Genomic DNA, 24,132 nt, shown 5'->3' with positions numbered 1-24,132 from the left:
ATGTCAGATATTAAAAATAGAAGAAAATTCTTGCAATTAGCTATCATGGGCAGTACCTCTGTTGTAGCGGGGGCATTTTTAACGACTGGGTGTAGTGATGAAAAAAAGGAGGAAAGTGAAGAAGAAATAGATACTCTGGATGTTGAATCTTGTGACGACTTATCTAAAGTAGGGGAAGCTGATTTAAAAAAGCGTAAAAGTCTGGGGTATGAAGAAACAACTCCTATTCCGGACAAACACTGCAGTAATTGTCAATTATATATTCCGCCAAAAGAAGGGAGAAATTGTGGAGGATGTATTTTATTTAAGGGCCCTGTATTTGAAGATGGTTATTGTACATATTGGGCACCCCAGGCCGGATAATCAATTTAATTATGCTAAAAATGTGACAATGAAACATTTAATTTCTTTAATTGGAATCTTTCTTATTTGTACAAATTTATTTTCGATGGATGGAAATTGGAAAGCCGGAGTCGCCAAATTAAATATCACTCCAGAATACTCAATGTGGTTAGCTGGCTATGGAGCCAGAACCTCTCCTTCCGATGGAACTTTGCATGATATTTGGGCAAAGGCACTTGCCCTTGAAGATGCAGAAGGGAATAGATCTGTATTAGTGACATCGGACTTATTGGGTTTTCCAAAGGGTATTTCAGACGATATCAGGGCTCAGCTAAAACAAAAGTTGGATCTTGATAAATCCCAAATTATTCTTAATAGTTCGCATACACATTCTGCACCCGTTCTAAGCCACGCCTTGTTTGATGTTTATCCATTGAATGAGGAGGAATTGAACAAGATTGAAAAATATTCTGATCAACTGGTTATCAAAATGGTTGGTTTAATAACTGAAGCCTTTGATAATCTGGAAAAAGTCAGGATTTATTCGGAAAACGGACAGGCACGTTTTCAGGTTAATAGAAGAAATAATTCAGAGCGTACAATTATCGAGCAAACGCATCTCAACGGCCCTAATGATTACGCGGTACCTGTAATAAAAGTTGAAACTGAAGGCGGAGACCTAATGGCTATCGCTTTTGGATATGCCTGTCACCCTACTGTTTTAGGATTGAATCAATGGTCAGGTGATTATCCAGGTTTTGCTCAAATTGAGCTTGAAAAGGATCATCCTGGGACAATGGCTTTGTTCTTTCAGGGTGCCGGGGCTGACCAGAATCCCATTCCCAGAAGAACTGTTCCTCTCGCGAAACAATATGGAAGAACATTGGCGGCAGCTGTAGACCGTGTGCTGGAAGAAGAAATGCAAGAACTCACTCCTAAGCTACAAACGGCCTATACTGAAATAGACCTCAATCTTAATGCTCCTCCTTCCGAACAGGATTTAATGAAACACTGTGAAACTGCTGGGGGGTATCAATTGAGGTGGGGGAAGAGACTATTAGGCGAACTTCAAAGTGGTAAATCTTTTTTGGATAAGTATCCCTATCCTCTCCAGGTATGGAAATTGGGAGAACAATCTATATTTACCCTGGGGGGTGAATTGGTAGTAGGTTATGCTATTCAATTGAAGAAAATATTTGGACATGATGTTTTTGTAATGGGGTATTCAAATGATGTTATGGCTTATATCCCTACAGCCCAAATCCTACATGAAGGGGGATATGAAGGAGCTTCATCTCAAACAGTATATGGCTTACCTTCTACATGGGCATTCGACATTGAAACAGATATTATAAGTAACATAGTGAAACTGGCTAAAAGTATTGAAATGGAAACACCTGAAAATCCATTGATTGGTAATTGAAAGGTTGCAAAGTGTAAAACAGGGTTATATACAACGATTAAAATAAAACAATGCGTTTGCTTAATACGAGCAAATCTATTAGTAATCTAAATGAGATAATTGCATTGTTTGTAAATTAAGGATTGGGACTATTACACATAATTTACCCGTAGTAAAATAATGATCTATGAGAAAATTATTTGGTGCTGTTATTCAAATTTTATTTTGCACTGTTACCCTTATCTCAAGTCCTTTTGAAGATGCTGGTATTTGGAAGGCGGGTATTGCCAAAATTGATATAACTCCGCAAACCAGTATGTGGATGGCTGGGTATGCAGCAAGAACGGGGCCATCAGAAGGAACGCTTCACTCCATATGGGCAAAAGCTCTTGTTCTGGAGGATGAGAATGGAAATAAAGGTGTGTTGATTACAACAGATCTCGCTTCCATCCAAAAGGAACTTTCAGATACTATTCGAAATCAGCTGCAGTCAAGGTTCGGTTTTGAAAAAGCACAAATAATTATTAATACTTCCCATACGCATTCTGCTCCACTTGCGATCGGAGACCTGGTGAATATTTATCCTCTAGACGAAAGCGGATTAAAAAAAGTAGAGGAATATTCTCAATTTCTGGTACGTGCAATCATCAATCTAGTAGAAAAAGCATTAAATGATCGGGAGCCGTGTAAAGTGTTTTCTGCAAATGGACAGGCACGATTTCAGGTGAATCGGAGGAATAATGGCGAGTCAACACTGAATAATCAAAGATCTCTCAATGGTCCTAATGAATACTCGGTTCCCGTATTGAAAGTAGAGACTCTCAAGGGGCATCTTAAGGGGATTGTATTTGGTTATGCGTGCCATGCAACAGTTCTTGGAATTAACTTCTGGTCTGGTGATTACCCTGGATTTGCCCAAATAGAATTGGAAGCAGACCACCCGGGAACTATAGCTATGTTTTTTCAGGGAGCAGGTGGGGATCAGAATCCTCTCCCACGAAGGTCTGTACCTTTGGCTCGTCAATACGGGAGGACATTGGCTGCCGCTGTTGACAGGGTAATTGAAGAAGCAATGATTGAACTTGCACCTTCGCTGGAAACAGCTTATCGGGAAATTGACCTACGTCTCAATGCTCCTCCGTCATGGCAGGATTTAAAGGAACATTGTGGAATGGCAAAAGGATATCAGTTGAAATGGGGACAAAAAATGATAAATAAACTGGAAAACAAGGATCCCCTCCCGGAGAGCTATCCCTATCCCATACAGGTATGGAAAATAGGAAGCCAATCTATTTTTGGACTGGGTGGTGAGCCTGTTATAGATTATGCAATTACCATAAAAAATATTTTTGGCCATGATGTTTTTGTTATGGGATACAACAATGATGTAATGGCTTATATACCATCGGCAAGAATTCTCCATGAAGGGGGATATGAAGGAGCTACTTCTCAATTTGCATTTGGACAACCCTCTACCTGGGCGTTTGATATTGAAAACTCAATTGTAAGTAACATCGTTGAACTTGCTAAAACCCTTTCTATTCAAACACCGCCCAACCCTTTGCTTGATAATTAAAATATAAAATACATTCAATATTATGAATATGGAACAAACTGTACTTCCCCAAAACAAATTAATAGCTACTTCCTATTATTCGGGGTTTCCACTGGCACATGATACCTATAATGCACTTTCACCTGCCAGTGATGGAAAAATCTACTATATACTCTCCTCTGAAGATCTGGAAATTGGGGGACACTTTTATGTTTATGATCCTCAAAGTGATAAAGTAGATTTTATTGGTGACTTAACAGAAATTTGCGGTGAAAAAGGAAATAAAACTATTGGACAGGGAAAAAGCCATGTCCAATTCTATGAATCCAGGGGTAAATTATATTTTTCTACACATGTTGGATATTACGAATTGATTGACGGTATGGATCGACTCCCTGAAAATCCACCGAATAATTTTGGCTTATATCCGGGAGGCCATATACTTTCTTATGATATGAAGACGGGGAAATGTGAAGATCTTGTAACTATTCCGGGAGGCGAGGGTATGGTCTCCATGACGATGGATACGCAAAGGGGTGAAATATTTGGTATTACCTGGCCAACAGGTCATTTTGTCCACTACAACGTGCAGAACGATCAGTTGAATGATTTAGGTCCTGTAGCATTCAAAGGAGAGGGTGGAACACCCGGAGATGACTTTAGAGTGCTTTGTAGGTCACTTGTTGTAGACCCCAGAGATGGCACTGTATATTTTTCAAATGCAGAAGGAGATATCCTGTATTATCATCCCCAATTAACAAAGGTTCAAAAAATGGAAGATGCGGATTTGAGGTTGGATTATTTTGGGCAATACGATCCAACTCGTCCTGGAAGTATGGGGTACAATTGGAGAAAAGTCTTCTGGTACCCAGATGAAAATGTGATTTATGGAGTACATGGTAATTCGGGTTATTTATTCCGTTTTTCTCCGGATAATAAGAGGGTGGAAATTGTAGAAAGAATTACTTCCGAACCATCTCGAAAAAGTGGAATGTATGATCAGTTTAGCTATGGATACCTGGGGTTTGACCTGGGACCTGATAATGAAACCATTTACTATCTTACTGGAGGACCAATTTATAAGGATGGGAAACGAATAAAGGGAGTTGACCAAATAGCGAAAGGTGCAGCAAGAGGACTGGAGAACCTTCATTTAATAACATTTCATATCCCTTCGGGAAAATATATTGATCACGGGCCGATTACGTATTCCAATGGTGAGATCCCGACCTATGTCAATGCCATTGCTATTGGTAAAACGGGAGAAGTGTATACCCTGGCACGAATGGAACATAAGGGAAGCGAAATTCAAGATTTAGTAAAAATTCCAAATCCCTTTAAATAATAAACGTATGATCATGCACACACACCAAACGTACAATCAATTAAGAAAAAGGATTTTAATACTTTTTCTGAGTTCATTCAGTTTAATCCTTGGAAATTTTATACCGACAATTGGATGTCCTATTGAAGGATCTGCCTGGATGACAGGAAGTGCTCAAGTAGATATTACACCAGAGGGATCATTGTGGATGGCAGGTTATGCATCCCGCACAAAGCCGACAAACGTCAAAATGCATAGTTTGTGGGCCAAAGCTCTGGTAGTTAAAGACCAACAGGAGAATATCGGAGTTTTTATTTCAGCTGACCTGGTCGGAATACCGAAGCATCTTTCAGATCGGATGCGAGACAAAATCAATGATAAATTTGGTCTTTCAAAAAATCAAATTATTATTAATAGTTCACATACACATTCAGGTCCCTATATGTTTGATCCGTTCAGGCCTTCCTCTTATACTATGCCGGAAAAGGAGATTGAAAAAGTAAAATTGTATAACGAAGTCCTGGTTAATAAAATAATCGCACTAGTGGGGGATGCGATGGAAAATCTGGCACCGTCTCAAATTTATTCTGGGGAAGGAACGGCTCGTTTTCAGGTAAATAGAAGAAATAATACAGAATCAACACTATGGCAACAATCGGATCTCAATGGGCCGAATGATTATGCCGTGCCGGTCCTTAAGGTAGAAGATGAATCGGGTAATGTCAAAACGGTTCTATTCGGGTATGCCTGTCATGCTACCGTTTTAAGCGGATATGAATGGTCTGGTGATTATCCAGGATTTGCCCAATTAGAATTGCAAAAAGAGTTTCCCGATGCAACGGTAATGTTCTTCCAGGGTTGTGGTGGAGATCAAAACCCTTTGCCCAGAAGGAAGGAATCCCTGGCCCTACAGTATGGCAAGACGTTAGCAGCTTCTGTGGTTCAGGCACTGCAAGAGGACATGACTCACCTGGAGCCAAAACTTACCACAGCATATAAAGAAATTGATCTTAAATTATCTAACCCCCCGTCGATGTCAGAGCTAAAGGAATTCAGGACGCAAAATGAAAATAAATATTTTGATACATGGGCCGATTTTATGATCGAAAAACTTGATCGGGGAGAATCGCTAATAGAATCATATCCTTACCCGGTACAAATATGGAACCTAGGAGATCAGAAAATTGTAGGATTAGGAGGGGAGACAGTAATCGAATATTCCATACGGATTAAAGAAATTTTAGGGAGAAATACCTTTGTTTTTGGGTATTCGAATGATGCAAATTGTGCATATATTCCAAGTTCAAGAATATTAGAAGAGGGAGGATATGAAGGGAAAACATCACAATATCACAAAGGATTTCCTTCAGTTTGGGAATCTTCAGTTGAATTGGATATATTGAATGCTGTTACTCAATTAGCTCGTGAGAATAATATCCCTTTAATCCAAAGGTCATTAGCAAAATAATTTTGAATCATGAGGGATATCTGCTTTTCTATATTGATCTTTTTATCCGGATTTTTATTGCCGACAGGATCAATGGCTCAATCGGGAGTTTCCATAGGGTATTTCGATGTAGACGCTACTCCTCCTATTGGAAGTCCGGTAGCATATGCACCAGCTCGTTCTATCCAGGACCCTTTGAGTGCAAGGGGGATTGTTATATCTACAGGTGATGAAACCGTAGTACTTTGTGCAGTAGATTGGATTGGAATTGCCAATAGGAGTCAGGACGTCTTTCGAGAAAAATTAGCTAGTGCTGCAGGCACTATTCCACAAAATGTAAGTGTTCATGCATTACATCAGCACGATGGTGTACGTTGTGATTTTACTACTGCTGCCATACTTGATGAATATGGATTGAGTGAAAAACATTTTGATACTGCATTCCTGCATACTACAATTAATAATGTTGCCTTGGCGGTCAAAGAGGCGAGAATGAATATGAAACCGATAACTCACGTCGGTTTTGGGCAAGCAAAAGTAGAAAAAGTGGCCTCAAATCGGAGAATTTTAGGGGCTGACGGCAAAGTTGAAATCATTCGGTGGAGTAAAATGACTGATCCCGACGCTATCGCTGCTCCTGAAGGAACAATTGACCCGTATTTAAAATCTGTTTCCTTTTGGAATGGTAAAACTCCTGTAGTCGCATTGACATATTATGCCACCCATCCGCAGAGTTACTATGGGGATGGTGATGTTACATGTGAGTTTGTGGGAATCGCCAGGAATCAGCAGGAAAATGACCTTGGTTTTCCACATATTCATTTTACAGGAGCTGCCGGGAATATTGCAGCGGGTAAATACAATGATGGTTCAAGAGAAATGCGGCCAATACTGGCTTCTCGCATTAAAATGGGGATGAATAAAGCATGGGAAAAAACCAAAAAATATAAGATTAACCGAGATGATGTAAAATGGAAGACCACCAACATTGCACTTCCTCTTGCCGATTATATGGTCGAAGCAGAATTGGCAAAAAGGGTGTCGGGCGAATTGGAAGATCCGGAATTGCCCAGGTTATCAGCTGCAAAACACTTAGCCTGGTGGCAAAGGACTACGAAAGGACATCGGGTTACGATTTCTGCGCTGAAAATCGGGGATGTGCAATTATTAAATTTACCCGGAGAAATTTTTGTAGAATACCAATTAGCTGCTCAGAAATTTCAGCCCAAACAGCATATTTGTACAGCAGCCTACGAAGAATATGGCCCTGGTTATATCGGTACAAAAATTGCTTATTCCCAGGGTGGTTATGAAACATCAAAACGGGCCTCACGCGTAAGTCCTGAATCCGAAAAAGTATTATTGAACGCTATTGAAAAAGTTTTAAAATGAAGATCCTGCTATCGTTTTTATTAATACTCTCGACAAATTTATTAACAAATGCCCAAAATCCTGACCCTGATTTCCACATTTATATCCTGATGGGACAGTCAAATATGGCCGGTAGGGGGGTAATAACGGAAGAATTTGAAAAAGTAGAACATGAAAGGGTTTTAACATTGAATAAAGATAATAATTGGGTGTTGGCAAAGCATCCGTTGCATTTTGACAAGCCAAAAGTTGTAGGAGTAGGACCTGGGTTGGCATTCGGTATTTCTATGGCGAAGGCAAATAAAAATGTAAAAATAGGTTTGGTCCCCTGTGCTGTTGGAGGTTCTTCAATTCAGCATTGGAAACCCGGAGCATATGATGATCGAACAAATACGCATCCTTGGGAAGATGCTAAAATAAGAATTCTGGAAGCTATGAAGTACGGTGTTATTAAAGGGATTGTATGGCAACAGGGAGAATCAGATAGTGCCCCCGATAAAGCGGAACATTATTTACAAGACCTGGAAGATCTCATTCTAAGAACAAGGGTTTTGGTAGGGAATGCTAATTTACCTATTGCTATAGGCCAGCTACCCCGGTATAAAGAGCAATACCAAAATATCAATAAAGTTTTAAAAGAAGTGCCTCAGGAGATTCCACATACTGCAATTGCTTCCTCGAAGGGCTTGACGGATAAAGGGGATGGAACTCATTATTCTGCTGGATCATCACAAAAGTTCGGGTCTCGACTCGCCAAAAAAATGAGGAAGTTGCAAAAATAGTGAGATGGCACACTATTCTGGTTCACGAAATAATAGGTTGTATAGCGACCTTTTATCCTAGAGTATGATGAAATTAAATACTTGGGCCTTTTGCAGGTAGATTTTATCCTGAACTTAGTTGTCTCTCGGTCACATAGCTATAACTGGAACCCAACCGGAAAAAGTATCTGCCGGCTCTTCACCGATTGCACTACATTTTCTTTCGGAAGTGTTTTACCAGGCACGTTATTTGTCGCCTCCTTCGACCTCAAACTGGAAATAAATGGCTCTGCATTGCTTCAAAAGCTAATTTTGAAAACGCTCTTGATTCATTTCAACACTATAAAATTTAGAAATTTTTTATAGATGAGGTCGAAGCAGTCATCTTTTATTACCCCCCCCCCACAATTCCCCTAAAAAAGGAAAAGAAAATAGCACTACTGGAGATAATTAGTTACCACTTTATTATTTGAATTGAAACGATTTTAAAAATAGCAAAGCAATTGTTTGCATTCTTATCAAAGATTTCCTACTTTTCGGTAACGTTACCGAAAAGTATATATCGTATGAAGGCTAAAAATTATTTAGGGAGAAGGAAATTTATTAGAGAAAGTTCAGTTCTGGGATTGGGCGTGTCGTTGATGCCATCATTTTTTTCATCAGGAATGAAAATTAATAATCTTTCCAAACCCAACATTGGCCTTATAGGATGTGGAAGCAGAGGGATGGGATTGGCTAGAATTCTGGATTCAACTTCCAATATTAATTTTATTTCCTGTTGCGATATCTTTCCTGAGAAAACAAATGAGGTTAAAAAGTTGGATCAGAATATTGAAGCGTTTTCGGAGTATGAAGAACTTATTTCTGACAAGAATATCGATGGAGTGGTAATTGCTACCCCTCTCCATTTGCATTTCCCTATGGTCAAATATGCCCTGGAGGCTGGAAAACACGTATATGTAGAGAAAACAATGGCGTATTCCATTGAAGAAACGTTGGAAATAGAAAAACTTGTCAATAAGTACGGAAAAATTCTTCAGGTAGGGCATCAGTATCGTTATTTTGATATGTACTACCAAATCAAAAAAGCGATAGACGAAGGGTGGATTGGAAAGGTGCTACATTACGAAAGCCAATATCACAGAAACGCTGATTGGCGGAGACCTGTTCCGGATCCGAAACTCGAAAAAACTATTAACTGGAGGATGTATCGAGAATTCTCTGGGGGGTTGATGGCTGAATTAGCAGCTCATCAAATCGACGTGGTTAATTTGCTGGTTGGGGCACCGCCGATGAAAGTGAATGGCTTTGGAGGAATAGATTATTGGAAAGACGGAAGGGAGACATATGACAACGTTAGAGCTATATACGAATATGACGGAGGAATAAAATCCAATGTAAGTAGTATATTGACTAATGGTTACAACGGTTATTTAATTCGCATCCTGGGTACGGATGGAACAATGGTTGTCAACAGAAGCAAAACAACTATTTACCGGGAGCCGGTTACCCGGGAAATTGGTACGGTAGATGGTGTGACAGGAGCTACGATTCCTATGGATTCTAATACCGAGGGGGAAGTTCTTGAATATGATGATGGTGGAAAAGCTCCTACAGAACACGCCCTTGAACAGTTTTCCGTATCCATTACAGAGGGCAAACTACCCGCCTCAAATATTACTACAGGGAAAGAAACGGCTATAGCCGTACACATGGCCAACGAGGCTATGCGAACAGAGACAACACAATATTGGGATAAGGTAGTGAAATTATAAAATAATGAGTACGAAAATTACCACACTACTTTTTATTGATCATAAGAGATAAACATTTGGTCCTTTGAGTTTTTAGACAAGGAATTGATATCATCTATCCAATCCTCCGGGATTTCTTTGATGATTGTTTGAAGTTTTTCGGCCCAAAGCGAAGAAATACCTTTCAAATCAGATTCTTCATACCTTCTTTCTATCATTTCACCCGATTGGTTATTATATATTACTACATCTATAGGGTAGCCAACATCATTAGCACTAACCCGGGTAGAGTCAAAAGATAAAAATCCGGTCTTAAGTGCAAATCTTAAAGAAGACTCGTAATTCAAAGCTCTTTTCAAAACCGGTTTGCCATATCCACTATTCCCAATAATCGCGAACGGGTAGGATTTTCCTATTTCGATCCAGTTTCCTTCAGGATACAAAAGATATAATTTATGTTCTTTATCCTGAAGAAGACGACCACCAACAATGGTGAATAGATTGAAACTCAATCCGGATGCAGCTAATGCTTCTTTGTCCTCCGAAGCCACTCTTCTTAATTGGGCGCCAAAAGCATTTACTACATTATACATTTTTTCGTATTCATGCCCTTTCTCATCGAGGACTTCTTCAAAATAGGTGACTGCTTTATCTCTAATTGACCGGAGTCCGGAGGTCATTAAAAATAAAGAACCATGTTTATTAGAATGCAAAGATATCTTTTTTGCTGTGGTTGTTTCAGAGCCGGATGTTATTCGTGTATCTGCTATAGCGACCAGACCCTCCTTGACGCGTATTCCCAAACAATAGGTCATCTTTTAATAATTTAGCATGCTAATTTAACGAAATTTTTTTATCGGAAATACAGGTTATTTATTTCACTATGGAAAACAGAGATGTCTGCATACATTTCGGTAATAAAAGTTAGTACACTTTCTTCTTCTGAGAATTTGTCGAAATTTAATCGCTCAGTTATTTTCGATTCAATTCTTTCATACATTGCACTATATCCTTCCGGTTTTACAGAAATCCTGGAAAGGGTATTTAATAATTTCAATGTAGAATACTTCAAAGACCTGGGAAAAGCAGCGTTGCTCAAGATTAACTCAGATATTGATTTGAGCGAAAGAAATCCTTTATAATAATTTTTGTGAATATCAAACGCCTCCAGGCATTTTAGCAGGGTAATCCATTGATATTGTAGTAAAGATTGATTGGCTCCATTGTCGCTTAGTATGATACTATCAGAGATTTTACTTTTAAATATTCTCAAAACCTGAAGCGATCTTTCTACATAGATACCCAGACATATAAAGCTCCACGGATCATCATGCAATAGTGTATTGTGAATATTAGATTTAATAAGAGCCATGTTTATATTGATGTCCTCAGTAAACGAAAAGATCTTACCATAATTGAATTTACTTTCCCGAATGGAATTACAAAATAAATAATACCGATTAATGGATTCCCATAGTTCTGCTGAAATGTTATTACGGATGCTCCTGGCATTTTCACGCGCACTTTTAGCAATTCCAATAATACTATCAGGATTATTCCCGTCAAAAATCACCTTTTGCCAAACATCTTTCTCTACAAGATCCGTTTCAAAAGTAAATTCGGACCCTGCCATAAACATAATAGACCGGAGATTAAAATCTTTATTTTGTGACATAGGGGCTTCAAGAGTAGAATAATATTGTACGTTTAAATATCTTGCACAATGTTCAGTCCTTTCTACATATCGTCCAATCCAATATAAACTATCAGCAACTCTGGCTAGCATTTCAAATTTTATTTTTAAGTACCCAAGTATCTTTAGAACCACCACCTTGAGAAGAATTAACGATTATGCTTCCTTTTACCAAGGCGGTCCGTGTGAGCCCACCTTTCAGAACGAATGGTTCATTCCCGCCAAGAATAGTAAATGTCCTCAAATCTATATGTCTGGGTTGAACCGAATCTTCATCCTCTATATAAGTCATATGCGTACTGAGGTTCATTTTAGGTTGTGCAATATAATTCCTTGGATTTTTTTTCAGTTCTTCTTTCAAAACCTCTATTTCCCTTTTAGACATCCGATCACAAATACACACCCCGTATCCCCCGGACATATCTACCGGTTTTACTACCAGTTTTTCAATATTTTCTAAGACATATTGCAATTCATCCGGTCGCTCACATATATAGGTAGGGACATTACTAAGAATAGGATCTTCACCCAGGTAATACCTTATCATATCCGGTACATATGCGCATACGGCCTTGTCATCAGAGATTCCGGTTCCAGGTGCATTGGCAATGGTTACATTGCCGTTGACATATGCTTTCATTAAGCCTTTAACACCTAACATTGAATCTGAACGAAAGACCTCCGGATCTAAAAAATCATCATCAATTCGACGTAAAATGACATCAACGCGTATTTTCCCCCCGATGGTTTTGAGGTAAACCAGGTCGTTTTCTACATAAAGATCCCGTCCCTCCACTAATTCGATGCCCATTTTTTGAGCCAGATATGTATGTTCAAAATAAGCTGAGTTGTAAGATCCCGGGGTCAATAAAACACAAAATATATCACCCAGGCTGCGTCCTGAAACATTCCATAACATCTCCAGTAAACGATCGGTATATTCTGAAACCGGTTCGATCGTAGTGCGATCAAAAGCGGCCGGTAGTACTTTACTCATAGCCATACGGTTGGTCAATACATAACTTACTCCGGATGGACTTCTCAGATTATCTTCCAAAACATAAAAATTTCCATCAGAATGCTGTATAATATCGGTACCACAGATATGGCAGTAAACTTCTTTTTTGGGTACAAACCCTTCTATATATTTACAGTAATGCTTTGACGATTTAATCAATTTCTCAGGAATTACTTTATCCTTTAAAATTTTACCTTCGTTGTATACGTCCTTAATGAATAAGTTTAGTGCCAGATTCCTTTGAATTACTCCGTGTTGAAGTTTTATCCAGTCCGAATGGTTAATAATTCTGGGAATAAGGTCAAACGGAAATATTTGTTCCACACTTTCTGTCTTATTATATAAAGCATAGGTAATTCCCTGATTTAAAAAGGTTACTTTGGCATTTTCATTAAGTGATTTAAACTCTTCCAATTGTATCCCTGAAAGCAGGTTCAAAAAATCTTTATACGTGTGACTCTCATTTTCCCGGTCAACAACTACTTCATCGTAGAATTCGGAATTGGCGCTGTAATTATTCAGGAGGTCTATCATCTATTTGGGACAACTTTTTAAATTATAGTTTTAGATTCAAGGTTAACTTTAAGGACTATCTGTTTGGCAATTCCCCTTCAAACATATGTCAATGGGAATTATCCTAAAGTAATCAAAAACCAATATACTTTTAGTATTGTGATTATTATTAAATTGATAAATTGTTAAAATAAAAAAAATATGCCACTTGTGCAACTCCAATGTTTTGAAACTATATTCTGAAAATATTATAATTTAAACTGTTGGTTTTGAAATGCAAGTTTTTACAAAATTATTTTTTATTTTAAAATTTTTGGATTGTGAAATCAACATCTTTTAATAAATTTTATAAAGCAGGTTGAAATTCTTAATTCTTATATCTATTTTAAAGACGGTCCTATTCAATTTAATTAAATTTGTTTGTTCCAAATCCGATATTTAGAAGATTATGCTATTTCAATTCAAATATTTCCGATTACTTGTTTTCATTATATCAATCGTCAATCAATGAGTATTCATGTAGCCATCAGACATCAAACCAAATATATATATGACCGAAATGTAAAGCTTTGGCCTCAGACTATTCGTTTGAGACCAGCTCCACATTCTCGTACGAAAATTCTTTCTTATACGCTGAATATACATCCTGCAAATCATTTTATCAATTGGATGCAGGATCCTTTTGGTAATTTCCAGGCGAGAGTTTCATTTCCCGAGCAAACAAAGGAGTTCAGAATAGATGTAGAAGTACAGGCAGATATGATTTCTATTAATCCTTTTGACTTTTTCCTTGATGATTACGCCGAGGTATTTCCTTTTACGTATCTTCCTCATTTAGAAAAGGAATTGCAACCTTATTTGGAAATCATGGAATCCGGACCACTTCTTAGTGAACTTATCCGGGAATGCAGAAATTTAGAAAATCAAAATACCGTAGATTTTTTAGTTTCAATAAACCAAAAAATCTACAACCGTATTCAATATACAATACGTATGGAAGCAGGTGTGCAGACCTGTGAAAAGACGCTGGAAAAAAAATTAGGATCATGCAGGGATTCAGCCTGGTTGTTGGTCCAACTTCTTCGCAGCTTTGGATTAGCAGCTCGCTTTGTTTCTGGGTATCTTGTACAATTAAAGGCAGATGTAAAGGCTATCGATGGTCCTTCAGGTCCCGAAGAAGATTTTACGGACCTACATGCCTGGGCAGAGGTTTTTATTCCCGGAGCAGGGTGGATCGGACTGGACGCTACCAGCGGCCTTTTTTCCGGTGAGGGGCATATCCCTCTCGCATGTACTCCACACTTTGAAAGTGCCGCACCTGTAAGTGGAATGACGAGTCAGGCAAAGGTTCAGTTTGAGTTTTTTAATTCAGTAGAGCGAATATATGAGTCCCCTCGAGTTACAAAACCATATTCTAAGGCACAATGGGAAAAAATTCTTGCGGTTGGACATCAGGTAGATGAAATGTTGAAAATTGGAGGAGTTAAATTGACTATGGGAGGTGAACCTACTTTTATATCCAATACGGATATGGAGTCTGACCAATGGAATAGTGCTGCAGATGGAAAGGATAAAAGAAAACTGGCCTTTAAATTTACGCAAAAACTACAGAATCACTTTGCATCCAATGGGTTTTTGCATCTAGGCCAGGGTAAATGGTATCCCGGAGAACCAATACCCAGGTGGCAATATGCGATTTTCTGGAATAAAAAGAAACAACCCCTTTGGAGCCATCAGGGTTTATTTGCAGACCCCAATACAAAGGGAAAAAATGCTGATAATGTCGCGCAAGAATTTTTGGAAAATGCATCTATTAACCTGGGTATAAATCCGGAAAATGTAATTACCGCATATGAAGACAAATATTATTACCTCTGGGAAAAAAATAACTTACCTTTTGATTTTGACGATGATAAGAATTCAGAAAAAACCAGTATCGAAAGAAAAACCCTTCTGGAACTTTTGGAAAAAGGTTTAGAAAACCCTTCTGGATATGTATTACCTGTAAGGTGGGAGTATTCTAAAAAGTCCTGGATAAGTTGTCATTGGAGGTTTCGAAGAAAGAAGTTATTTCTAATTCCCGGGAATTCACAATTAGGTTTAAGATTACCCCTTAACCGTATTGACTCTCTTTCTTCTGAAGATGATGTCGTTCTTCCACCCAATCATTTCGAAGGCGTTTCACCTCTTCCGGAACGATCAGAAATCGAAGATAGAATTCTCCAAAGAACAGAAAATAGCAAGGATAATGAAAGCTTTGACAAAGTCCCTCCCTTCAAAACCGCTTTATGTACCCAGGTGGTTGATGGAAATTTACATTTGTTTTTACCCCCTATTGAAGATCCCGGAGTATTCTATGACCTTATTCAAACCATAGAATTTACTTCAAAAAAAATGGACCTTCCTATAATATTAGAAGGGTATCAGCCTCCATTCCATCCGGACATATCAACATTAGTAGTTACACCGGATCCGGGAGTAATAGAAGTAAATATCCACCCAGCTCATTCATGGCAAGAGTTGTTAGAGGTTTATGAGGTTCTTTTTTCTTCCGCTGAAAATACCGGTTTGGGAACGAATAAATATATGCTCGATGGAATCCATTCCGGCACCGGAGGTGGAAATCATATTACTTTGGGAGGTGTTACTCCGGCGGAAAGCCCCTTATTGAGAAAGCCAGATTTATTACGGTCATTTGTTAATTTTTGGCAAAACCATCCGAGTCTTTCATATCTGTTTTCGTCTCGTTTTGTAGGGCCAACGAGCCAGGCGCCACGTGTTGATGAAGGTCGGGCAAACATTTTGTATGAATTGGATATTGCTTTTCGGGAATTGGAACGTTTTACAGATCCTCCGTTTTGGATTGTAGATCGTATTTTCAGAAACTTACTAACCGATATTACCGGCAATACACACAGAGCAGAATTTTGTATTGACAAACTATATAGCCCTGATTCCACAAGCGGTCGACTGGGAATACTAGAATTGAGGGGATTTGATATGCCCCCCCACAAAGAAATGTGTCTTGTACAACTTCTATTGATACGGTCTTTAACGGCAGCCTTTTGGAGGAATCCTTATAAAAACAAACTTATAAATTGGGGTACCGATTTGCACGACAGGTTTATGCTACATCAATTTGTTAAGGAGGATATTTCAGAGGTGATAGATTATTTAAACCATTCCGGCATTTCATTTGACAAATCATGGTTTGACGTCTTCTTGGAGTTTAGGTTTCCTATACATGGGACTGTGACAATTGAAGGAATTCATATGACTTTGCGCGCGGCTATTGAACCCTGGATTGTTTTGGGCGAAGAAATGTCCAACTCCGGGACTTCGAGATATGTAGATTCTTCTGTGGAGAAGTTGGAAATTCTTGTTGAAGACTTTAATCCGGAAAGGTATCTGGTACTTTGTAACTCTATAAAAGTTCCCCTGATCAAAACTTCTTATTCAGGTAAATATGTAGCGGCTGTAAAGTATAAAGCATGGGCGCCGCCATCTGCCCTCCATCCTACGATTGGAATAAACTCACCACTGGTGTTTGATATATATGACACCTGGAATGACCGGTCGATTGGGGGGTGTACTTATCATGTAATACATCCGGGAGGCAGAAATTACGAAACTTTCCCGGTAAATAACCTTGAGGCAGAGAGTAGGAGGGCTACTCGGTTTTGGGACTTTAATCATAGCCCCCAGAATATTTCCAGGAATATATTTCAGGATCAAACGAAAAACGCTAATTATGTAACGACAAATAAGGAAGTTAAAGAGGAAATGGACATTAAAGAGGTTCCGGTAAGTAAGGATTTTCCCCATACGCTTGATCTAAGAAGAACTTAGATTATTAGAATACTTCTTGCGAATATGAATATACCGTTTTTTTTAAGATTCGGATACAGCTTTTATAATATCAAAAGTAGTAACAATTCCTCTAAGCCGATTGTCCTCTGTAACTAATATTGCATGAAATAAATTTTCTTTAAACACTTCCAAAGCTACTTCTATTCGATCATCGGGTTCCATCTTTGCCAATCCCGTGGTCATAATATTTTTAACCCTGCAATCATCCGGAAGGGAATCTTCTCCTTCACTATGGCAAAATCCCTTTTTAAAATAATGTACATCGCTTTTACTTACAATTCCAACCACTTTCCCTTCATCAATTACGGGGAGATGGTGAATCCTTTCCCGCTTGAAAATGGAAATTACCTTCGTCAACGGATCTTCCGGACCAATAGTAATTAAATCCTTTGTCATAATACTTGAAACAGGAGCCGTTAAAATTTCCATAGAAGGATATTATTTTTATATGTGTAAATACTAATAACCAAAAGTACGTAAAGTTTTGTATCGCTCAAGCATATTTTAATTCAAAAATCCTCATATTCTAGCAAGATTTGTCCATTTGGTTTACAGAATAGAAGAATGGCTAAGCGAGCTAATGTGTGCTTGTAAATAATTGATTAGCAATGATAAGTGGTCGTGGTTGTAGAATAATTTTATTTTTATTTTAATTAAATCTAGATATTTTTCCTCCTTTATATTGGTTCATAAATAATTATTATCTATATTCGGTAACGTTACCGTAAATTTTAAATTATGACACATAAAAAATCATTCAATCGAAGGAACTTTGTCAAAACAGCTGGTATAGGAGCTGTTGGAGTGACAACTGCCCCATTCCTTATTAACACCAATAAATTTCATAATATGAAACAGCTTAATGCTAAAAAAGGTAAACGCATTGGTATTATAGGTTTGGATACATCCCATAGCATAGCCTTTGCGAAATCCCTCAATACGGAAGACCAGGATCCGGAATTATTGGGATATAAAGTAACTGCGGCCTATCCATATGGTAGCAAAGATATCGAATCAAGTACCAGTAGAATCCCCGGATATACTAAAGATGTTAAGGAGTTGGGTGTTGAGATTGTAGATTCTATAGATAAGCTTTTAGATAAAACCGATGTGATTCTTTTGGAGACTAATGATGGAAGAAGGCACCTGGAACAGGCATTGCCAGTTTTTGAAGCTGGTAAAAGAGTTTTTATCGATAAACCGGTTGCAGCATCCCTCAGTGATGCAATCAAAATATATGAGGCCGCTGACAAGCATGGGATTCCTACATTCTCTGCTTCATCCCTTCGATACATTGGAGGCGCCAAAGAAATAAGGAACGGAGCAATAGGTCAAGTGTTAGGAGCAAATACATTTAGTCCGGCCAAGCTGGAAAAAACACATCCTGACATGTACTGGTATGGAATCCACGGTGTGGAGACCCTCTTTACGGTAATGGGTACGGGATGTCAGGAAGTTTATAGAGTACATACTGATGGCACTGATGTGATAACCGGCGTATGGCAAGGTGGACGAATTGGGGTGTTCCGGGGAATTCGAGACGGTAAAGGAGGTTATGGCGGAATGGCATTTGGGGAAGATGGTCAAAAAGAATTAGGTCCGTACAATGGATATGTTCCTTTGCTGAAAGACGTAATGAAGTACTTTGAAACGGGAGAAGTACCTGTAACCCCTGACGAGACACTTGAAATTTGTGCATTTATGACAGCGGCGGACGAAAGCAAAAAGAGAAGCGGTATGGCAGTTTCTATAAAAGAGGTTATGGAAAAGGCAGCCATGAAATAAGGTCAAATGAAAATTGCATTTCGCCTCATATTGCTAATTGTCTTAACGGTTCAACTCCCGGGATGTAAATCTTCAAATTCTGACCGTCAAGATAAATCAGAAAGCGAAGAATGGATCATGCTTTTTGACGGGAAAACTTTTAACGGGTGGAATACGCTGGGAAGTGATACCGTATTTACTCATTTTTGGAAGATTGAAGAAGGTATCCTAAAAAAAGTAGACCGTGGTAATGTCCCTGAAAGAAAAGATGGCCAGCCTATGGAAGGTGGAGATCTTATAACCGTTGAATCCTTTGAGAATTATGAATTGGTTTTTGATTGGAAGATTTTTAAAGGAGGCAATAGCGGGTTGAAATACAATGTTTCCGAAGAAATGTCCATAAATAGCGGCTCTAGGCATTCCGCACTGGGGTTTGAATATCAAATGTTGGACGATGCAGATGAAAAATACAGTGGAAAACTAAAAGCTTCTCAATATACGGGTTCGCTTTATGATTTGCTTCCGGCAAGTAACGCTCATCCTTCACAGATTGGTTCTTTCAATACAAGTAGGATAAAAATTGAAGGTAGAAAAGTAGAACATTGGTTAAACGGAAACAAAGTGGTAGAATACGAATTTGATTCTCCGGAATTGGAAGAAGCTTATAAAAATAGTAAGTTTAAAGACATCCCGGGTTTTCACCATAAACGCAAAGGCCATATAGTCCTCCAGGACCACACTAGTGAAGCCTGGTTTAGAAATATAAAAATTCGAAAACTGTAATTAAAATCTTATAGAGATGAAAGATAAAATTAAAGATTCTAGACGGTCATTTATAAAAAACTCTGTATTGGGGACTGCTGCATTTACTATCGGTGGCGCCCTTCCGGGAGTTTCAGCCCGATCGTATAATAACATTCTCGGTTCCAATGAAAAGATTTTGGTTGGAATGATGGGAGTAAATAGCAGAGGGCTTGCATTGGCAAAAAATTATGCTATGCAAGATAATTGCCAAATCATTTCTGTTTCTGATGTTGATGTACGTGCAGCCGATAAATGTATCGATACAGTAAATAAAATACAAAATTCCAAACCAACAGCTATCCCTGACTTTAGAAATGCACTTGAGCAGGATGAAATGGATGCACTGGTAATTGCCGCCCCTGATCACTGGCATGCTCCAGCCGCTATTTTAGCTTCAAAAGCAGGGAAACATGTTTACCTGGAAAAACCATGTAGCCACAATCCCCATGAAGGAGAATTACTGGTTAAGGTCGCTGAAAAGTACGGCAATGTAATCCAAATGGGAAATCAACGGAGATCGTGGCCCAATGTGAAAGAAGCCATCAATTCACTTCACAATGGAGTAATTGGAAGGCCATATTTTGCAAAGGGTTGGTACTCTAATAACCGGGGACCAATTGGGGTAGGTAAAGTAATTACCCCACCGGATTGGTTGGACTATGAATTGTGGCAAGGTCCGGCTCCACGTGTACCACTAAAAGATAACCTAATACACTACAACTGGCATTGGCTTTGGAATTGGGGTACAGGTGAAGCATTGAATAATGGTACACATATGATCGACTTGATGAGATGGGGGCTTCAAGTGGAATTTCCAAATAATGTAACTTCATCAGCAGGACGCTATAGATATGATGATGATTGGGAAACTCCTGATACTCAAGTAATCAACCTTACATTTGATAATAATACTTTAATGACCTGGGAAGGAAGAAGCTGTAATGGCAGGAATATTGAAGGGAGTAGTGTGGGTGTAATGTTTTATGGGGAGGAAGGATCCTTGAAAATAACAGGAGGTAATTCGTATCAAATTTACGACCTAAAGAATAATCTTGTCAAAGATGTAAAAAATGATATAGAAGTGGATCCGCGGAACAAAGCAAATCCTTCACAATTACTGGATGCAATGCATATCCAAAACTTTTTTAGCGGCATTACATCAGGAGAAAAATTGAATGCCGGAATTCATGGAGGACATATCAGTACCTTGCTTTGTCAATTGGGAAATATAGCTGCCCGATCCGGAGGAGCGCTAGATATTGATTCAAGTAATGGCCATATAAAGAACAATAAAAAAGCCAAAAAACTTTGGTCGAGAGATTATGAAAAGGGTTGGGAGCCAACACTTTAGTAGGGAGATCTGTCGGTCAATTTATGTTATATATCACCTAATTATCTCATTTAAATGAAAACAAATTATGAATATCAAAATTGCAGAGGATAAAGAACAACTTGGTGAACTATCGGGATCGCAAGCTGCTGCGTTTATCAAACAAGCCATCTCTGAAAAAGGGTATGCAAATATAATAATGGCAACAGGCACAAGCCAGTTTCAAACTATAGATTATTTAATAAAAGACACTGACATTGACTGGGGGAAGGTAACTATGTTCCATCTGGATGAGTATCTTGACATTCCGATTACGCACCCTGCAAGTTTTAGAAAGTATCTGAAAGAAAGGTTTATTGATAAAGTTCCTCCTTTGAAAAACTATTATTTAATCAATGGAGAGGCTAATCCTGAGGATGAATGTAAACGTTTAAATGACTTAATTTCCAATCATCCTATTGATGTTGTTTTGTGTGGAATAGGCGAAAATGGTCACCTGGCTTTCAACGATCCTCCAGCCAACTTTGAAACCAAAGATCCTTATATTATTGTTGATTTGGATGAACCTTGCCGAATGCAACAAATGAATGAAGGTTGGTTTCCGTCTTTGGAGGCTGTCCCTACAAAAGCGATATCGATGTCTGTGCACCAAATTATGAAATCCGAAAATGTAATATGTAGTGTGCCTGATGAACGAAAGGCCGAGGCAGTAGCCCAGTCTATTGAAGGGGAAATTGACCCGATAGTACCTGCCAGTATCTTACAATCTCATCCAAATTGTTATTTGTATTTGGATAAAGCATCAGCGAGTGTATGGGAAACTCAAATGAGTTCATAGATAATATTTGTAATTTTAGGAGTTTGTAAATAATACTTTTAGCAAGGATAATTCACATTTAAAATGTACAATAAGCCAATATTAATATACAATGGAACGGTCATTACTTCGCATAGAAAAATAACCAATGGTTCCGTCCTGATTTCAGAAGGTATAATAAAGGCTGTAGAAAAAGGCAAAATTTCATGTGAGAACGCACTGGAAATAGACGCTAAGGGTAAGTATATTTCACCCGGGTTTATTGATTTGCACATTCATGGAGGAGGTAATTGTGATTTTATGGATGGCTCAGTAGAATCATACTTGACAATTGCAAATACCCATGCTCAATACGGTACTACGGGGATGTATCCTACTACTTTATCTGGTAAGTGGGAAGATTTTCTCCATTCACTTGATCAATATGAAAAAGCGGATAAAGCAAATAAGAAGGGATCCCAATTTTTGGGTGTTCATGTAGAAGGCCCTTATTTGGCAATGAACCAAAGAGGGGCTCAGGATCCAAGGTATATTCGAAATCCAGACCCGACAGAATACAAATATGCAATTGAGAAATATCCTTTTATTAAAAGATGGAGTATAGCTCCGGAATTGCCTGGGGCACTGGAATTTGCCATCTTCATGCGTCAAAATGGTGTATTAGCTGCAATAGCCCATACGGATGCTATCTACGAAGATATGGTGAAAGCTCACGAGGCCGGATTCGACCTGGCAACGCACTTTTATTCGGCGATGTCAGGGGTTACAAGGCGAAATGCATATCGGTATTCAGGATCAATTGAGTCTACCTATTTATTTGATGCCATTGATGTAGAAATAATTGCGGATGGTATACATCTGCCGGAATCCTTATTAAAATTAATATTAAAGATCAAAGGGACAGACCGGACCGCCTTGATCACCGATGCCATGAGAGCAGCAGGTATGCCTGAGGGGCCCAGTATTTTGGGAACAAAAGAAGACGGTCTGAAGGTCATAGTAGAAGACGGTGTGGCTAAATTGCCTGATCGAAGCGCTTTTGCAGGAAGTGTGGCCACTGCGGACCGCTTAATCCGTACAATGATTCAGAAGGCTGATGTCTCACTCATAGATGCGGTGAAAATGGCTAGTCTGACCCCAGCTAGAATCATGAGGATCGACCAGCAAAAGGGCTCTTTGTTGCCTGGTAAAGACGCTGATATTATTTTGTTTGACGATACTATTAATGTGTCTTTGACTATGGTCAATGGAACAATTGTGTATGAAAAAGAAAATACCTGAGCTACTAGCGCCCACTGATCTCTTTTTTTAATTTCACCTTTTCATAAAATGATTTATGAAGAGACTTATCATCTGTTAGCACTGCCTTTTCGGCATAGTTAAAGGCCGCTTCCAGATCACCCATGATATCTTTTATAATTGCAATGTTGTAATATAATTTTGCTTTTTCTTCTTCATCGGCTCCCCTGATACCACGTCGGTATATTGACTCTGCATCTTCCAGTTTGTCTAGTTCCATATACTTGTTGCCTTCTTCCAACGCATCTGAACCTTTACGGTAATAACTCCAGGTATCAAAGATTTTCTCTGGCATTATCATTCTTGAAAATGATTGAGCGATAGAGTCTATTAAAAAACGCTCCAATCCCCGGGAAATGCTGTCCAGTTTTTCAATTGTTTGATCCTTTTGAAGACCTTGTGTTTTAATAAACTTTTCGCCCGAATCATGAAGGTCAAATAATTGTTCTCCTGTAGAACCATCATATACACCCCATTGACTATTAACTTTGTAAAGCCTGCTTGCCTCTTGTGCATTAACATAATAATCATTACCAGATTGATCCAGCTGATGTTTCCTAATCTTTTTTGAATTAAAATCGTAGTCAGAGGTGAAATTCTCTAATACTACCAAAACATCTCCATCCCCTGCATAATTTTCAACATTGTTTTTATCCCATTTTACGGTTTCATTTGTTGATGATGAAGCTTCTTTTATTAGATAAAAATTACCACGCTTCATAGCAGATTCCAAACGATCTATCATATATCCTGATTTCCCTTTAGCCCCAAATTCATAATCCGTCCTTTCTTCTGTATCTCCTGTGGAGGCAAAGCGTTCCCTGGTATAAGAATTTCTGGGGGTTTTTTCCTGGATAGAATTGAGTAAAACCAATTGTTTAGTGTCGTCTGGTAAACGATATTCTGGGTATATCACGTTATTTACCCTTTTATATGTCCTTGTAGAGGAACACGAAAAAATAAATATACTTGCACAAAAAAATAGAAAAAGAAGGAGAATGTTAAATCTCATTAAATTTTTATTTGGTTATTCGGGAGTTAAATTAATACAAATTGCTTTAAAAGTTA

At 38.5% G+C, this 24,132-nt stretch carries 19 protein-coding genes; 14 read left to right on the top strand and 5 right to left on the bottom strand.

All coding sequences use genetic code 11. The features are described from left to right. From LVD47_RS00955 to LVD47_RS00920, 8 genes are all read left to right on the top strand, one after another. A complete protein-coding gene (locus LVD47_RS00955) occupies positions 1-363 on the top strand; it encodes a high-potential iron-sulfur protein (protein WP_236973640.1) in 363 nt (120 codons plus the stop codon). Between the two features lie 28 nt (positions 364-391). Next, entirely contained in the window at positions 392-1,765 is a 1,374-nt protein-coding gene (locus LVD47_RS00950; protein WP_236973639.1) for a neutral/alkaline non-lysosomal ceramidase N-terminal domain-containing protein, read from the top strand. Between the two features lie 166 nt (positions 1,766-1,931). Beyond that, complete coding sequence (locus LVD47_RS00945; protein ID WP_236973638.1) at positions 1,932-3,320, top strand: neutral/alkaline non-lysosomal ceramidase N-terminal domain-containing protein; 1,389 nt, start codon at positions 1,932-1,934, stop codon at positions 3,318-3,320. A gap of 28 nt (positions 3,321-3,348) precedes the next feature. Further along, positions 3,349-4,644, top strand: a complete 1,296-nt coding sequence (locus LVD47_RS00940; RefSeq protein ID WP_236973637.1) for a hypothetical protein — start codon at positions 3,349-3,351, stop codon at positions 4,642-4,644. 7 nt (positions 4,645-4,651) lie between these two features. Then, positions 4,652-6,091: a neutral/alkaline non-lysosomal ceramidase N-terminal domain-containing protein gene (locus LVD47_RS00935; RefSeq protein ID WP_236973636.1), complete on the top strand. Its 1,440-nt coding sequence runs from the start codon at positions 4,652-4,654 to the stop codon at positions 6,089-6,091. 9 nt (positions 6,092-6,100) lie between these two features. Further along, on the top strand, positions 6,101-7,462 hold the full coding sequence (locus LVD47_RS00930; RefSeq protein ID WP_236973635.1) for a hypothetical protein: 1,362 nt from the start codon (positions 6,101-6,103) through the stop codon (positions 7,460-7,462). After that, positions 7,459-8,223, top strand: coding sequence for a sialate O-acetylesterase (locus LVD47_RS00925; RefSeq protein WP_236973634.1), 765 nt, complete (start codon positions 7,459-7,461; stop codon positions 8,221-8,223). Before LVD47_RS00930 ends, LVD47_RS00925 begins: the two co-directional genes overlap by 4 nt. Positions 8,224-8,768: 545 nt before the next feature. Beyond that, complete coding sequence (locus tag LVD47_RS00920) at positions 8,769-9,977, top strand: Gfo/Idh/MocA family protein (protein WP_236973633.1); 1,209 nt, start codon at positions 8,769-8,771, stop codon at positions 9,975-9,977. Between the two features lie 32 nt (positions 9,978-10,009). Here LVD47_RS00920 and LVD47_RS00915 read toward each other — a convergent pair whose 3' ends face one another. From LVD47_RS00915 to LVD47_RS00905, 3 genes are read right to left on the bottom strand one after another with little or no spacing between them, the layout of a single operon-like run. Continuing rightward, positions 10,010-10,771 (bottom strand): proteasome-type protease, encoded by a 762-nt coding sequence (locus LVD47_RS00915; protein ID WP_236973632.1) that lies wholly within the window; start codon positions 10,769-10,771, stop codon positions 10,010-10,012. 38 nt (positions 10,772-10,809) lie between these two features. After that, the gene (locus LVD47_RS00910; protein WP_236973631.1) at positions 10,810-11,742 is read right to left on the bottom strand and encodes an alpha-E domain-containing protein; all 933 of its coding nucleotides are present in this window, start codon (positions 11,740-11,742) and stop codon (positions 10,810-10,812) included. Position 11,743: 1 nt separating this feature from the next. Further along, complete coding sequence (locus LVD47_RS00905) at positions 11,744-13,201, bottom strand: circularly permuted type 2 ATP-grasp protein (RefSeq protein WP_236973630.1); 1,458 nt, start codon at positions 13,199-13,201, stop codon at positions 11,744-11,746. A 486-nt stretch (positions 13,202-13,687) separates the two neighbouring features. Here LVD47_RS00905 and LVD47_RS00900 point away from each other — a divergent pair, with 486 nt between their 5' ends. Continuing rightward, on the top strand, positions 13,688-17,029 hold the full coding sequence (locus LVD47_RS00900; RefSeq protein WP_236973629.1) for a transglutaminase family protein: 3,342 nt from the start codon (positions 13,688-13,690) through the stop codon (positions 17,027-17,029). Positions 17,030-17,071: 42 nt separating this feature from the next. Here LVD47_RS00900 and LVD47_RS00895 read toward each other — a convergent pair whose 3' ends face one another. Then, positions 17,072-17,479, bottom strand: a complete 408-nt coding sequence (locus LVD47_RS00895; protein ID WP_236973628.1) for a CBS domain-containing protein — start codon at positions 17,477-17,479, stop codon at positions 17,072-17,074. 309 nt (positions 17,480-17,788) lie between these two features. Here LVD47_RS00895 and LVD47_RS00890 point away from each other — a divergent pair, with 309 nt between their 5' ends. The 5 genes from LVD47_RS00890 to nagA all read left to right on the top strand — a co-directional run bounded on the left by LVD47_RS00890 (position 17,789) and on the right by nagA (position 23,046). Then, on the top strand, positions 17,789-18,835 hold the full coding sequence (locus tag LVD47_RS00890; protein ID WP_236973627.1) for a Gfo/Idh/MocA family protein: 1,047 nt from the start codon (positions 17,789-17,791) through the stop codon (positions 18,833-18,835). Positions 18,836-18,841: 6 nt separating this feature from the next. Next, entirely contained in the window at positions 18,842-19,597 is a 756-nt protein-coding gene (locus LVD47_RS00885) for a 3-keto-disaccharide hydrolase (protein WP_236973626.1), read from the top strand. 16 nt (positions 19,598-19,613) lie between these two features. After that, entirely contained in the window at positions 19,614-20,969 is a 1,356-nt protein-coding gene (locus LVD47_RS00880) for a Gfo/Idh/MocA family protein (RefSeq protein ID WP_236973625.1), read from the top strand. 67 nt (positions 20,970-21,036) lie between these two features. Further along, positions 21,037-21,786, top strand: coding sequence for a glucosamine-6-phosphate deaminase (locus LVD47_RS00875; RefSeq protein WP_236973624.1), 750 nt, complete (start codon positions 21,037-21,039; stop codon positions 21,784-21,786). 63 nt (positions 21,787-21,849) lie between these two features. Continuing rightward, positions 21,850-23,046 (top strand): N-acetylglucosamine-6-phosphate deacetylase, encoded by a 1,197-nt coding sequence (nagA, locus tag LVD47_RS00870; RefSeq protein ID WP_236973623.1) that lies wholly within the window; start codon positions 21,850-21,852, stop codon positions 23,044-23,046. 4 nt (positions 23,047-23,050) lie between these two features. Here nagA and LVD47_RS00865 read toward each other — a convergent pair whose 3' ends face one another. Then, positions 23,051-23,980: a DUF6340 family protein gene (locus tag LVD47_RS00865; protein ID WP_236973622.1), complete on the bottom strand. Its 930-nt coding sequence runs from the start codon at positions 23,978-23,980 to the stop codon at positions 23,051-23,053. Positions 23,981-24,132: the final 152 nt, after the last annotated feature.

Origin of the sequence: Membranihabitans maritimus (assembly GCF_021729145.1) — a bacterium.
Classification (GTDB): domain Bacteria; phylum Bacteroidota; class Bacteroidia; order Chitinophagales; family Saprospiraceae; genus Membranihabitans; species Membranihabitans maritimus.
The sequence above is the reverse complement of the archived record's forward strand: the minus strand, read 5'-3'. Positions and strand labels throughout refer to the sequence as shown.

Bases quoted from the DNA above. Each gene is read 5' to 3' on its own strand.
- LVD47_RS00875 (WP_236973624.1), top strand. From the start codon at position 21,037: ATGAATATCAAAATTGCAGAGGATAAAGAACAACTTGGTGAACTATCG.
- LVD47_RS00950 (WP_236973639.1), top strand. From the start codon at position 392: ATGAAACATTTAATTTCTTTAATTGGAATCTTTCTTATTTGTACAAAT.
- LVD47_RS00890 (WP_236973627.1), top strand. From the start codon at position 17,789: ATGACACATAAAAAATCATTCAATCGAAGGAACTTTGTCAAAACAGCT.
- nagA (WP_236973623.1), top strand. From the start codon at position 21,850: ATGTACAATAAGCCAATATTAATATACAATGGAACGGTCATTACTTCG.
- LVD47_RS00915 (WP_236973632.1), bottom strand. From the start codon at position 10,771: ATGACCTATTGTTTGGGAATACGCGTCAAGGAGGGTCTGGTCGCTATA.
- LVD47_RS00920 (WP_236973633.1), top strand. From the start codon at position 8,769: ATGAAGGCTAAAAATTATTTAGGGAGAAGGAAATTTATTAGAGAAAGT.
- LVD47_RS00955 (WP_236973640.1), top strand. From the start codon at position 1: ATGTCAGATATTAAAAATAGAAGAAAATTCTTGCAATTAGCTATCATG.
- LVD47_RS00895 (WP_236973628.1), bottom strand. From the start codon at position 17,479: ATGGAAATTTTAACGGCTCCTGTTTCAAGTATTATGACAAAGGATTTA.
- LVD47_RS00900 (WP_236973629.1), top strand. From the start codon at position 13,688: ATGAGTATTCATGTAGCCATCAGACATCAAACCAAATATATATATGAC.
- LVD47_RS00905 (WP_236973630.1), bottom strand. From the start codon at position 13,201: ATGATAGACCTCCTGAATAATTACAGCGCCAATTCCGAATTCTACGAT.
- LVD47_RS00910 (WP_236973631.1), bottom strand. From the start codon at position 11,742: ATGCTAGCCAGAGTTGCTGATAGTTTATATTGGATTGGACGATATGTA.
- LVD47_RS00885 (WP_236973626.1), top strand. From the start codon at position 18,842: ATGAAAATTGCATTTCGCCTCATATTGCTAATTGTCTTAACGGTTCAA.
- LVD47_RS00880 (WP_236973625.1), top strand. From the start codon at position 19,614: ATGAAAGATAAAATTAAAGATTCTAGACGGTCATTTATAAAAAACTCT.
- LVD47_RS00945 (WP_236973638.1), top strand. From the start codon at position 1,932: ATGAGAAAATTATTTGGTGCTGTTATTCAAATTTTATTTTGCACTGTT.
- LVD47_RS00935 (WP_236973636.1), top strand. From the start codon at position 4,652: ATGATCATGCACACACACCAAACGTACAATCAATTAAGAAAAAGGATT.
- LVD47_RS00925 (WP_236973634.1), top strand. From the start codon at position 7,459: ATGAAGATCCTGCTATCGTTTTTATTAATACTCTCGACAAATTTATTA.
- LVD47_RS00930 (WP_236973635.1), top strand. From the start codon at position 6,101: ATGAGGGATATCTGCTTTTCTATATTGATCTTTTTATCCGGATTTTTA.
- LVD47_RS00940 (WP_236973637.1), top strand. From the start codon at position 3,349: ATGGAACAAACTGTACTTCCCCAAAACAAATTAATAGCTACTTCCTAT.